Origin of the sequence: Streptomyces sp. G45 (assembly GCF_049542095.1) — a bacterium.
In the GTDB taxonomy this organism is placed as follows: domain Bacteria; phylum Actinomycetota; class Actinomycetes; order Streptomycetales; family Streptomycetaceae; genus Streptomyces.
The window spans coordinates 6,558,186-6,570,005 of record NZ_JBMUZU010000001.1; the positions used below are offsets into that span (position 1 = coordinate 6,558,186).

General features: G+C 74.5%; 10 protein-coding genes, 1 other RNA gene and 1 pseudogene. 6 read left to right on the top strand and 6 right to left on the bottom strand.

Annotation, left to right across the window (positions count from 1 at the left end; translation table 11 throughout):
- Positions 1–170 precede the first annotated feature (170 nt).
- The 4 genes from ACOBQU_RS27665 to ACOBQU_RS27680 all read left to right on the top strand — a co-directional run bounded on the left by ACOBQU_RS27665 (position 171) and on the right by ACOBQU_RS27680 (position 4,612).
- Positions 171–1,202, top strand: coding sequence for an ABC transporter substrate-binding protein (locus ACOBQU_RS27665; protein ID WP_423630577.1), 1,032 nt, complete (start codon positions 171–173; stop codon positions 1,200–1,202).
- 69 nt (positions 1,203–1,271) lie between these two features.
- Positions 1,272–2,138 carry a Nif3-like dinuclear metal center hexameric protein gene (locus ACOBQU_RS27670; protein WP_423630579.1) on the top strand — a complete coding sequence of 289 codons (867 nt, stop codon included), beginning with the start codon at positions 1,272–1,274 and terminating at the stop codon, positions 2,136–2,138.
- Positions 2,135–2,878 (top strand): zinc ribbon domain-containing protein, encoded by a 744-nt coding sequence (locus ACOBQU_RS27675; protein WP_423634753.1) that lies wholly within the window; start codon positions 2,135–2,137, stop codon positions 2,876–2,878. Before ACOBQU_RS27670 ends, ACOBQU_RS27675 begins: the two co-directional genes overlap by 4 nt.
- Before the next feature lie 12 nt (positions 2,879–2,890).
- Positions 2,891–4,612 (top strand): bifunctional RNase H/acid phosphatase, encoded by a 1,722-nt coding sequence (locus tag ACOBQU_RS27680; RefSeq protein WP_423630581.1) that lies wholly within the window; start codon positions 2,891–2,893, stop codon positions 4,610–4,612.
- Positions 4,613–4,634: 22 nt separating this feature from the next.
- On the opposite strand, the gene eda is transcribed toward ACOBQU_RS27680, so the two are convergent.
- Both eda and yaaA read right to left on the bottom strand, forming a co-directional pair.
- Positions 4,635–5,249: a bifunctional 4-hydroxy-2-oxoglutarate aldolase/2-dehydro-3-deoxy-phosphogluconate aldolase gene (eda, locus tag ACOBQU_RS27685; protein WP_423630582.1), complete on the bottom strand. Its 615-nt coding sequence runs from the start codon at positions 5,247–5,249 to the stop codon at positions 4,635–4,637.
- A gap of 481 nt (positions 5,250–5,730) precedes the next feature.
- Positions 5,731–6,531, bottom strand: coding sequence for a peroxide stress protein YaaA (gene yaaA / locus ACOBQU_RS27690; protein ID WP_423630584.1), 801 nt, complete (start codon positions 6,529–6,531; stop codon positions 5,731–5,733).
- Between the two features lie 98 nt (positions 6,532–6,629).
- Between yaaA and ACOBQU_RS27695 the strand changes: the two genes are divergently transcribed.
- A complete protein-coding gene (locus ACOBQU_RS27695) occupies positions 6,630–8,096 on the top strand; it encodes an RNB domain-containing ribonuclease (protein ID WP_423630586.1) in 1,467 nt (488 codons plus the stop codon).
- Here ACOBQU_RS27695 and ACOBQU_RS27700 read toward each other — a convergent pair.
- Both ACOBQU_RS27700 and ACOBQU_RS27705 read right to left on the bottom strand, forming a co-directional pair.
- Complete coding sequence (locus ACOBQU_RS27700; RefSeq protein ID WP_423630588.1) at positions 8,041–8,769, bottom strand: hypothetical protein; 729 nt, start codon at positions 8,767–8,769, stop codon at positions 8,041–8,043. The two genes, ACOBQU_RS27695 and ACOBQU_RS27700, sit on opposite strands and share 56 nt — an antisense overlap.
- Before the next feature lie 5 nt (positions 8,770–8,774).
- Positions 8,775–9,575 carry a MerR family transcriptional regulator gene (locus tag ACOBQU_RS27705; protein WP_423630589.1) on the bottom strand — a complete coding sequence of 267 codons (801 nt, stop codon included), beginning with the start codon at positions 9,573–9,575 and terminating at the stop codon, positions 8,775–8,777.
- Between the two features lie 436 nt (positions 9,576–10,011).
- Between ACOBQU_RS27705 and ACOBQU_RS27710 the strand changes: the two genes are divergently transcribed.
- Positions 10,012–10,236: a hypothetical protein gene (locus ACOBQU_RS27710; protein ID WP_423630591.1), complete on the top strand. Its 225-nt coding sequence runs from the start codon at positions 10,012–10,014 to the stop codon at positions 10,234–10,236.
- 213 nt (positions 10,237–10,449) lie between these two features.
- Here the strand turns inward: ACOBQU_RS27710 and rnpB are convergent.
- Both rnpB and ACOBQU_RS27720 read right to left on the bottom strand, forming a co-directional pair.
- Positions 10,450–10,845, bottom strand: an RNA gene (gene rnpB / locus ACOBQU_RS27715) — RNase P RNA component class A.
- Positions 10,846–10,969: 124 nt separating this feature from the next.
- Positions 10,970–11,752: pseudogene (locus tag ACOBQU_RS27720) on the bottom strand (DMT family transporter); the annotation flags it as partial.
- Positions 11,753–11,820: the final 68 nt, after the last annotated feature.

An 11,820-nucleotide genomic window follows, 5' to 3' on the forward strand; every position in this document is an offset into this window, starting at 1 on the left:
TCCGGGCGTGACGCTAGTTTTCGCGCCCGAGCGCGCGGCAACCGAGGCGGCCCGTTTCATACGTACGTGTGGCGATGTCCCGGTTCGCCTGAGAACGCGGGGGTGGATGTGCTGGCTGAGAGCAGCGTTATGGTTAGGCGAACCTAAGTGCACGTCCTCCGGGAGTACCGATGTCCATACGACGCCGCGGCACCGCCGCCCTCGCCCTCGCCGTGGCCGGCGCGCTCGCCCTGTCCGCCTGCGGCGACAGCGACTCCGGCGCGTCCGGCAAGGCCGACAGCGGCGGCAGCAAGTCCGTCGCCCAGGGCGGCAAGGACTTCGCCGAGGCCGCCGAGAAGACCGCGAGGATGGGCACCGCCGCCAAGCCCGGCCAGTTCCCGCGCACCGTCACGCACGCCATGGGCAGGACCGAGCTGAAGCAGCGGCCCAAGCGGGTCGTCGTCCTCGACGTCGGCGAGCTGGACAACGTCGTGTCCCTCGGCGTCAAGCCCGTCGGCTACGCGCCCACCGAGGGCGACGACGGCGTCCCCGGCTACCTGAAGAAGGCCGCGGGCAGCCCCAAGGACGTCGGCACCATCAACGCCCTCAACCTGGAGGCGATCGCGAACCTCAAGCCGGACCTGATCCTCGGCAGCGAGCTGCGCGCCGCCAAGCTCTACCCGCAGCTCGCCAAGATCGCCCCCACCGTGTTCTCCGTGCGCCCCGGCTTCACGTGGAAGGAGAACTACCTCCTCAACGCCGCCGCGCTCGACAGGACCGCCGAGGCCAAGGCCGAGCTGGGCGCGTACGAGAAGAAGGCGAAGGCCCTCGGCGAGGAGCTGGGCGCCGACAAGCCCACCATCACCATGCTGCGGTACATGCCCGACCGCATCCGGCTGTACGCGAAGGCCTCGTTCATCGGCACCATCCTTGAGGACGTCGGCCTGCCCCGCCCGAAGAACCAGCAGGTCAACGACCTCGCCACGGAGATCAGCCCGGAGAAGATCGACGAGGCCGACGCCGACTGGATCTTCACCGGCGTCTACGGCGACGCCAAGAAGACCGGCCGCGCCGCCGCTGAGAAGAACCCGCTGTGGAAGAAGCTCGACGCCGTGAAGAAGGGCCACGCCAAGGACGTTCCGGACGAGACCTGGTACCTGGGCCTCGGCGTGACCGCGGCCGACGCGGTCCTGGACGACCTGCGCGCCGACCTGGTCAAGTAGGGCGGCGGCCCCTCGGGGCCGTACGTCACCCCTGGCCACGGGGGCACAGGGGAGGGTAGCCTTTTCCCTGTGCCCCGTCTGTCTGAAGTGATCGCCGCCCTTGACGCCCTGTGGCCCCCCGAGCGGGCCGAGCAGTGGGACGCCGTCGGCACGGTGTGCGGCGACCCGGACGCGGAGGTCTCCCGGGTCCTGTTCGCCGTCGACCCGGTCCAGGACATCGCCGACGAGGCGGTCCGGCTCGGCGCCGACCTGCTCGTCACGCACCACCCGCTGTACCTGCGCGGGACGACGACGGTGGCGGCCTCGACCTTCAAGGGCCGCGTCGTCCACGACCTGATCAAGCACGACATCGCGCTGCACGTCGCGCACACCAACGCCGACACCGCCGACCCCGGCGTCTCCGACGCCCTCGCGGGTGCCCTCGGCCTGCGCGTCGTACGCCCCCTCGTACCGGACCCCGCGGACGAGCACGGCCGCCGCGGCCTCGGCCGGGTCTGCGAGCTGGAACACCCGCTGCCGCTGGCCGAGTTCGCCGCCCTGGCCGCCCGGAGCCTGCCCGCCACCGCGCAGGGCGTGCGCGTCGCGGGCGACCCGGAGCTGACCGTCCGCACGGTCGCGGTCAGCGGCGGCTCCGGCGACAGCCTCTTCGGCGCCGTGCGCGCCGCGGGCGTCGACGCCTTCCTTACCGCCGACCTGCGCCACCACCCGGTGTCGGAGGCCCGCGCCGAGGCGCCGCTCGCGCTGCTCGACGCCGCCCACTGGGCCACCGAGTGGCCCTGGTGCGAGCTGGCCGCCGCCCAGCTCGACGAGATCTCCGACCGGCACGGATGGGGCCTTCGCGTCCACGTCTCGAAGACGGTCACCGACCCCTGGACCGCCCACGCGGCGTCGTCCCCCTCCTTTCCTTCTTCTAGCCCCTTTGGAGCCCCCAACTGAACGCCGCGCCCGCCGACCAGATCCGTCTCCTCGACCTCCAGGGCCTGGACACGCGCCTCGCGCAGCTCGCGCACAAGCGCAAGTCGCTGCCCGAGCACGCCGAGATCGAGTCCCTGACGAAGGACCACACGCAGCTGCGCGACCTGCTCGTCGCCGCGCAGACCGAGGACAGCGACTGCGCCCGCGAGCAGGCCAAGGCCGAGCAGGACGTGGACCAGGTGCGCCAGCGCGCCGCCCGCGACCAGCAGCGCCTGGACTCCGGCGCGATCACCTCGCCCAAGGACCTGGAGAACCTCCAGAAGGAGATCGCCTCCCTCGCCAAGCGCCAGGGCGACCTGGAGGACGTCGTCCTTGAGGTCATGGAGCGCCGCGAGTCCGCGCAGGAGCGCGTCGCGGAGCTGACCGAGCGCGTCGCCTCCGTCCAGGCGAAGATCGACGACGCCACGTCCCGCCGGGATGCCGCGCAGGAGGAGCTGGACCGCGAGGCCGCCACGGTCACCAAGGAGCGCGAGGTCGTCGCGGCCTCCGTCCCCGCCGACCTGCTGAAGCTGTACGACAAGCTGCGCGCCCAGCACGGCGGCGTCGGCGCGGCCAAGCTGTACCAGCGGCGCTGCGAGGGCTGCCGCCTGGAGCTGAACATCACCGAGGTCAACGAGGTCAAGGCGGCCTCGCCCGACACGGTCGTCCGCTGCGAGAACTGCCGCCGCATCCTGGTGCGCACCGCCGAGTCCGGCCTGTAGGGAGCACGCGCGGTGCGGGAGTTTATCGTCGAGGCCGACGGCGGCTCCCGGGGCAACCCGGGGCCCGCGGGCTACGGCTCGGTCGTCATCGACGCGGCGTCGGGCGAGACGCTCGCCGAGACCGCCGAGTACGTCGGGGTCGCCACCAACAACGTCGCCGAGTACAAGGGCCTCATCGCGGGCCTGAGGGCGGCGTACGCGCTCGACCCCGCGGCGGCCGTCCGCGTCCGCATGGACTCCAAGCTCGTCGTCGAGCAGATGTCGGGCCGCTGGAAGATCAAGCACCCCGACATGAAGCCGCTGGCCGCCGAGGCGGCCCGGATCTTCCCCGCCGCGCAGGTGACGTACGAGTGGATCCCGCGCGAGCGCAACAAGCACGCGGACCGGCTCGCGAACGAGGCGATGGACGCGGGCAAGCGGGGCGAGGCGTGGTCGCCGTCGGCGTCGACGGCGGACCTCAACGCCGCCGCCCGCACCGCCGCGACCCCCACCGGCCCACCGGGAGACGCCACCGCGGGCGCCGCGCGGGCCCGGGCGGCGCTGGCGGGGCGGACGGGAGGTGCCGCCGGGGCCGCTGGGGCGGACGACGCCGCCGGGGCCGGTGGGCCGGGCGGTGCGGATGGTGCTGCGGGGCGCGGTTCGACCGCCGGGTCCGGTGCGGCTGACGCGGCTTCGGCTGCCGCTGTGGCGGCGGGGCGGGCGGCGTTCGGCGCCGGGGCCGCCGCTGCCGCGCGGGGCGCGAACGGCGGGGCGGACCTCGAGGGCGCCGCCACGGGCCGGGGCGCGTTCGGTGCTGGTGGCGCCGGGGAACGGGCTGGTGCCGGGGCCGATGTGCGGGGCGCGGGGCCGGTGGCGGACGGACAGCCAGGGGACGCCGCCGGGGCCGCCGCTGCCGCGCGGGGCACGAACGGCGGGGCCGCTGGGGCTGGCGGTCCGGCCGCCGGGGCCGGTGCGGTCGCCGTCGGGGAGCGAGGCTCGGCCGAGCCGCAAGGGCCCGCGTCAGCCGGGGAGCGCCGCGGGGCCGATGCGCGGGCCGCCGGGGTGGTGGCCGGTGGCGGTGCCGCCCGGGACACCGCCGCTCCGCCCGTGGGCTGGGCCGCGCCCGCCGACCTCGGAGCCCCCGCGACCTTCGTACTGCTCAGGCACGGCGAGACCCCGCTGACCCCCCAGAAGCGGTTCTCCGGCAGCGGCGGCAGCGATCCCTCCCTGTCGGACATCGGCCGTGAGCAGGCCGTCCGCGTCGCCGCCGCGCTCGCCGCGCGCGGCACCGTACAGGCCGTCGTCTCCTCGCCGCTGCGGCGCTGCCAGGAGACCGCCCGCACCGTCGCCGCCCGGCTCGGCCTGGACGTGCGCGTCGAGGACGGGCTGCGCGAGACGGACTTCGGGCAGTGGGAGGGCCTCACCTTCGCCGAGGTGCGCGAGCGCCAGCCCGACGAGCTGACCGCCTGGCTCGCCTCGCCGAACGTGGCACCGCCGGGCGGCGAGTCCTTCGCCGAGGTCACCAGCCGCGTCTCCGCCGCCCGCGACAGGCTGCTCGCCGCGTACGCGGGCCGCACCGTGCTGCTCGTCACGCACGTCACGCCCATCAAGACCCTCGTACGGCTCGCCCTCGGCGCACCGCCCGAGGCGCTGTTCCGGATGGAACTGGCGGCGGCCTCGCTGTCGGCCGTGGCGTACTACGCCGACGGCAACGCCAGCGTGCGGCTCCTCAACGACACCGCCCACCTGCGCTGAGCCCCCGCGCCGGGCCCTGCGCTCAGCGCAGCGCCGCCGCCTCGCGCGCGAGGGCCTCGACGCGCGCCCAGTCGCCGTTCGCGACCGCGTCCGCCGGGACCATCCAACTGCCGCCCACGCAGCCGACGTTCCCCAGCGCGAGGTAGGCGGGGGCGGAGGCGGGCGTGATGCCGCCGGTGGGGCAGAAGCGGGCCTGGGGGAGGGGCCCGGCGAGCGACTTCAGGTACGCGGTGCCGCCCGCCGCCTCCGCGGGGAAGAACTTCATCTCGCTGACCCCGCGCTCCAGCAGCGCGACCACCTCCGACGTGGTCGACACCCCCGGCAGGAACGGCACGCCCGACGCCCCCATCGCGTCCAGCAGCTTCTCCGTCCACCCCGGGCTGACCAGGAACCCGGCGCCCGCGTCCACCGCGTCCCTCACGTTGCCGGGCGAGATGACCGTGCCCGCGCCCACGATCGCGTCCGGGACCTCCGCGGCGATCGCCCTGATCGCGGGCAGCGCCGCCGGGGTGCGGAGCGTCACCTCTATCGCGGGCAGCCCGCCCGCCACGAGGGCCCGGGCGAGGGGGACGGCGGACTCGGGGGAGTCCACGACGACAACGGGGATGACGGGGGCGAGATCGAGCACGGAGTCCATGCGGGCATCGTCTCCCCACGAGACCGCGCTGCGCAACGCCCGTTGCGCAGGTCACAACGCGGAGGGGTGCCCTCGCGGGTGGCGCCCCAGACCCACCCCTCCCCGAACCAGGGGCGGCCGCCCCTGGCACCCCGCCCCATCGCCGCTCCGCGCCTCGTCCTCATACGCCGGACGGGCTGGATTGCTGCGGTGCGCGCTCGTCCTTAGGCGCCTAACAGGCCGGATCGTGGTGCTGGAACGTTGTGCTGTGCTGGTCGTCGGTTGCGGGGTGGGCTGATCCCACTCGCTCGCCTCGGAGAGCCGACGACGGTGAGCGGGGCAGATCCAGCCCGTCCGGCGTTTGAGGACGAGGCGCGAAGCGCCAATAAGGGGGAAAGGGGCGCAGCCCCAGACGAGCGCGCCAGGGGAGAAAAGCCCGCCCGGCGCGTGAGGGCGAGGCGCGGAGCGCCGATGAGGGCGGCACGGGGCGCCCCCGCCAGCGTCAGTGCAGGTCGCGGACCACCACGTCCAGCGCCCACGGACGCCCCGGCACCGCAGGGGCGTCGGCCTCCACCACGTACCCCAGATCCCGCAGCGCGCCCACCAGCTCCGCGGGCGACCGCGGCACGGCCCCCGCGGTCAGCAGCGACCGGACCACCCGCCCCTTCGTCGCCTTGTTGAAGTGGGAGACGACGGACCGCCGCTCGACCCCGTCGACGACCCGCGCGTGCAGCACCCGCACGGTGGCCGTGCGCCCGGCGACCTCCCCGCGGGGCTTCCACGCGGCCGCGTACGCCGCCGACCGCAGGTCGAGGACGAGCCCCGACCCGGCGGCCTCCGGCAGCACGTCGGCCATGGGGCGCCGCCAGTGGGCGCCGAGCGCGCCGAGCCCCGGCAGCTTCACGCCCATCGAGCACCGGTAGGAGGGGATGCGGTCGGAGACGGACACGGCGCCCCACAGCCCGGAGAAGACGAGCAGCGACCGCGAGGCCCGCCGCTTGGCGGCCGGATCCAGCGAGGCCAGGTCGAGGGCGTCGTACAGGACACCGGTGTAGATCTCACCGGCGGGCCGCGTCCCGGCGGTGCGCAGCGCGGCGTTCTTGGCGACCTCACCCCGCAGCCCCTCGCTCAGGCCGAGCACCTCGCGGGCCTTCTCCTCGTCCGCCGTGCACAGCTCGACCAGCTCGTCGAGGACGGCGGCCCGCGCGTCGGCGAGCCCCGGCAGCGACAGGCCCTCCGGCTTCAGCGGCGCCCCCCGCCCCGACGCGGCCTTTCCTTCGGACGGCGGCAGCAAGACGAGCACGATCGGTTCTCCTTCGGCGGTACGGGCAGGGTGCGGCCCCTGCGAAAGCGTACGGGGTACGGGTGCCGACCCCGCGCACCCGCCCTACGCTCGGTGCCATGCCCCGCCGCCATCTGCACGTGACCGGCGCAGCCGAGGCTCCGCTGCGGGCCGCGCTGCGCGACCTGCGCGCCCGGCTCGACGTGCCGGAGGCGTTCCCGGCGAACGTCCTCGCGGAGGCGGAGTGGGCCGCCACGGCCCCGCGCCTGCCGGACGAGGACGCCACGGGTGTGTCCTTCTTCACCATCGACCCGCCGACGTCCGTCGACCTGGACCAGGCGATGCACCTGTCGCGGCGGACGGGCGGCGGGTTCCGGGTGCGGTACGCCATCGCGGACGTGGCGGCGTACGTCGATCCGGGCGGCCTCCTCGACGCCGAGGCGCACCGCCGGGTCACCACCCTGTACTTCCCCGACGAGCGGGTCCCGCTGCACCCCACCGCGCTCAGCGAGGGCGCCGCCAGCCTGCTGCCCGACCAGACCTGCCCGGCGCTGCTGTGGACGGTCGACCTGGACGCGGAGGGCCGTACCGAGCGCGCCGAGGTGCGCCGGGCCCTCGTACGCAGTCGCGCGAAGCTCGACTACGGCGGCGTGCAGCGGGACATCGACGCGGGCACCGCCGAGGAGCCCGTCGCGCTGCTCGCGGAGATCGGGCGGCTGCGGGAGGCCCTGGAGGTGGAGCGCGGCGGGATCTCCCTGAACGTACCGGAGCAGGAGGTCATCGAGTCGCCCGACGGCAGCGGAGACGGCGACGGCGGCGGCTACGAGCTGGCGTACCGCGCGCCGCTGCCCGCCGACGCCTGGAACGCGCAGATCTCCCTGCTCACCGGCATGGCCGCCGCCGAGATCATGATCGAGTACGGGACCGGGGTGCTCCGGACGCTGCCGGTCGCGCCGGACGGCGCGGTGGGCCGCCTGCGCCGCACCGCGCGGGCGCTGGGCGTCGACTGGCCGCACCACGTCCCGTACGCGCAGCTCGTGCGGTCCCTCGACCCGAGGCTGCCGCACCACGCGGCGTTCCTCCAGGAGTGCACGACGCTGCTGCGGGGCGCCGGGTACACGGCGTTCAGCGGCGGCGAGGTGCCGGAACTGACGACGCACGCGGCGGTGGCGGCGCCGTACGCGCACTGCACGGCGCCGCTGCGCCGCCTCGTCGACCGGTACGCGGGGGAGCTGTGCCTGGCCGCGTGCGCGGGCGCCGAACCGCCCGAGTGGGTGCTGGCGGCGCTCCCGGAGCTGCCGGACGAGATGGAGCAGGGCGCGCGGCGGGCGGGCGCGGTGGAGCGCGGCTGCGTGGACATCGTCGAGGCGGTCCTGCTGAAGGACCAGGTCGGCGAGGTCTTCGACGCGGTCGTGGTGGACGTGCGGGAGCGCGAACCGGCCGTGGGGACCGTGCAGTTGACGGACCCGGCCGTGGTCGCCCGGATCGAGGGCGGCCCGGCGGGGCTGCCGCTGGGGGAGCGGCTGCGGGTCAGGCTGACGCGAGCGGATCCGGGGACGGGGACGGTCCTGTTCGCTCCGGCGTGACGCGCGGGCCGGGTGGCGTACGGGGCTCCTCGCCGGGCCGATTGCGGCGCGCCGCGGTGAGCGCGGCGACCAGCACGCCCGGTTCGTCCGCGTGCAGCCGCACCACCCGGGCCTCGGCCCGCCGCCCCAGGGGCCGCAGGAACGCCACGGGCCGGGTCAGCTCCACGGTGACGGTCGTCTGGCCGCCGACCGCGACGTCCACGGTCCCGTCGTCGTGCACGCGCAGCTTGCCGTGCTCCGGACAGCGCCGGTCCACCTGGGCCAGCTGGATGGCATCGGCCGGGATCCGCAGGTCGAGGAACTGCCCGTACCGCACCCGCAACGACCCGTCCGCGCAAGCGACATGAGGCCGCGTCACGCACGCCGCGTGGAACGCCACGATCTGCACCAGGGTGTACACGTCCACGAACAGCAGCGCGGCGTGCGCCAGCGGCCAGGGCACCACCAGCGCGAGGGCGACGGTCTCGACGACCGCGAGGAAGGCGAAGGCGAACAGGGTCGCCGTCTGCGGTCCGGTGTACGCGGCCGGGGTGTCGCCCGGCGCGACGCCGTGCCGTCGCCGCCGCGCCCACAGCGGGAGGCCGCGCAGTCCGCGCACCTCGTGGGCGACGAGCCGCCGCACGACGCGCACGGCCGCGCCGACGCCCGACTCGGTTCCGCCGGGGACGCTCACGTACCTCACCTCGCCTTCTCGATCCGTCGCGTCAACACCTTCACCATGTGGCGTACGGCGGCTGCCTGGGCGGGGGCGAAGTCGTCGAGGAAGGCCTCGCCGAAGGCGCCGCCGAGGGCGGGTCCGGAGCCCGCGTCTCCCGCGTCTCCCGCGTCTTCGGGGAGGAGGGCGAGGACGGTGTCGGGCACGACGGCGGCGAGGTCCGCGCCGAGGGCCTCGACACGCGGATCCCCCACGGAAGCATCCGCCAACTGATCAAGCCGCTCATACAGTTCCCCCACTCTTGCGGCGAGTTCACGGTCCTCGACGAGCTGGCGCAGCACCCCGTAGAGCCGGTCGCGCTGCTCGGGCGCGGCGGTGGCGTCGAACAGGGCGAGGTGTTCGAGGTCCTTGGCGGCGCTCGGCGACGCGGTGGGCCCCAGCCGCCCGAACAGCTCGGCGAGCCCCGGCGACACCGGGCCCTCGCCGGGCAGCCGCCCCTCCCGCGCCATCCGCAGCAGCTCGGCGAGCCTGGCCCGCCGCTCCCGGATCGCCGCCTCCTGCCGGGCCAGGTCGTCGTCCAGCTCCGCGAGCACCTCGGTCAGCTCGCGCCCCGCGTCGTCGGCGAGCACGTCCCGGACCTCGTCGAGCCCGAGCCCCAGCTCGGTCAGCCGCTTGATCCGCGCCAGCGCGATGGCCTCGCGGAGGCCATAGCTCCGATATCCGTTGGGCCGCCGCGCCGGTTCCGGCAGCAGCCCCAGGTGGTGGTAGTGCCGCACGGCCCGGGTCGTCACCCCCACGGCCCCGGCGATCTCTCCGATCCGCATGCCCCCAGTTAAAACGTTGCCGCCGCGTCAAGGTCAACCTCACCCTGTCGCGGACGCCCCCCCGTCGCCCCGTCCAGGCTGTACTGGAACGAGCCGCCTCCACCCGTGAGAGGGCCGAGGTCCCCCAGCGGCTTCGCCGTCACGTCGCCCTGCATCGACGGGGCCGCGGAGGGGCCGGGTTCGGCGCTGGCGGGTGCGGAGAGGGCGGCGAGGAAGGCGAAGGCGGCGGCGAGAGCGCGGATGCTGTTCTTCAGGCTTGGCTTCACGCCTGGCCAACGATCTTGAAGTACGCGGGTCACGCGCAGGGCCCCGGGCGTGCTCACCGCCCACGGCCAGGCGGCCGCCGCCATCCACTCCGCCGTGCGAGGGCCACGGCCCAGGGAGACACTGAGCGAGTAGGAGTCCCTACACACCCCCCACCTGAGGAGAAACCGTCATGGGTGCCTACGACGACTACCGCGACGAGATGTTCCCCGACCCGAAGACCGAGGCGGCACGGGCCAAGAACAGGGCCGAGGAGGAGCGCCTCGCACGCGAGCGGCAGGCCGAGTACGACAAGCTCAGCCCCGAGGAGAAGGCCAAGCGCGACAGCGAGGCGTTCAAGCCGATCGGACTGCTCAAGCCCGACCTCAGCGGCCTCCTCGGGGACGAGAAGAAGTAGGGCGGCTCCCGCCGCTCCGTCTGGGGGCAAGCGGACGGACGCGTGTCCCCGCCGAGCGGAGGAGTCAGCCCGGCGTTCCTCCGGAGGCGACACATCCCCTCCGGAGGAACGCCGACGTCCGAGGCGCCGGGCTGAAGACGGGACCTGGACGGACAACGGGCGGGCGCGCGGGGCGGGGGGGCAGCGGAGATGCGCTGGTCGGAAGGGGAAAGGCAGACGAGTCGGGCTGTACGCCGGGTTCTGTGCCCCGGGACCTCGCGGTCGTCGGGGTGACGGCCATCCATCTAGGGCCCGCGTTGCCGCGGGCCTCGTGCGGTCTACCCGCGGACTCGGGCGGGCAGCCCTCGGTCGTCCGCGCAGAAACACCGGGGTGTTTCCTCTTGACCTTGCTCCAGGTGGGGTTTACCTAGCCGCCTGAGTCACCTCAGGCGCTGGTGGTCTCTTACACCACCGTTTCACCCTTACCCAGCGAGCTGGGCGGTCTGTTTTCTGTGGCACTGTCCCGCGGGTCACCCCGGGTGGCCGTTAGCCACCACCTTGCCCTGTGGAGCCCGGACGTTCCTCGGGAAGCCCCTCAAGGGGACTCCACGCGGCCGTCCGCCCGGCTCGTCTGCCGTGTCGACCATGGTACCCGCCGCGACCGGGGCGTCGGCCCCGCGGTCGCCGTCGCCGTCGCCAGGAAGGAGCCCGCGAGGATCAGGGCGAAGGCGGCCCAGAAGGAGGGGGTGAGGTGTTCGGAGAGGAAGGCCAGGCCTGCCAGCGCCGCCACCGCCGGGTTGACGTACGTGAAGACCACCGCCCGCGTCGGGCCCGCCTCGCGGATGAGTTCCAGGAAGACGACGAAGGCCAGGGCGGTGCAGATGACGCCGAGGCCCGCGAGGGCGGTGAGGGTCTTCGCGTCGGGGACCGCCTGCGGCCAGGAGGCCGCCGCCGCGGGCGCGTACACGATGGCCGCGAGCGCCAGGCAGGGCGCGATGAGCTGGAGCGTGGGGAAGTCCCTGAGGTGGCGGGCGACGATCAGCGGGGCGATCGCGTAGCCGAGGGCCGTGATCAGGACCTCGGTGAGCGACCAGGCGTCACCGCCGGTCAGGTGCGGCACGGTGAGCACCGCCACCCCGGCGAAGCCGAGGGCGAGGCCCGCCAGGCGGCGGCCGCCCAGGCGCTCGGTGTCGCCGAAGAACCGGGCGAGCGCCGCGCCGATGATGGGGACGGCGGCGATCAGCAGGCCCGCCGTGGAGCTGGAGAGGTGCCGTTCGGCGTCGGTCAGGGTCCACCAGGGGCCGAGGATCTCCACACAGGCGAAGGCCAGCATCGGCCGCCAGTGCGTGGTCAGTACGCGGTTCAGGCCACCTTGGCGCACGGCGAACGGCAGCAGCAGCGCCGCGCCGAGCGCGCAGCGCGTGAACACCACCATCGACGGTGTCAGGTCGCTGTCGACCGCCACCTTGATCATGAGGTACGGGATGCCCCACAGGACACCCATCAGGGAGAACAGGGCCCAGCCGCGTGCAGTCATGGGGGGAGTGTGGGTTCGGGTGGGGTGGCTTGTCTTGAACGTTGTTGCGTCGTGCGCTTCCCGTCTTC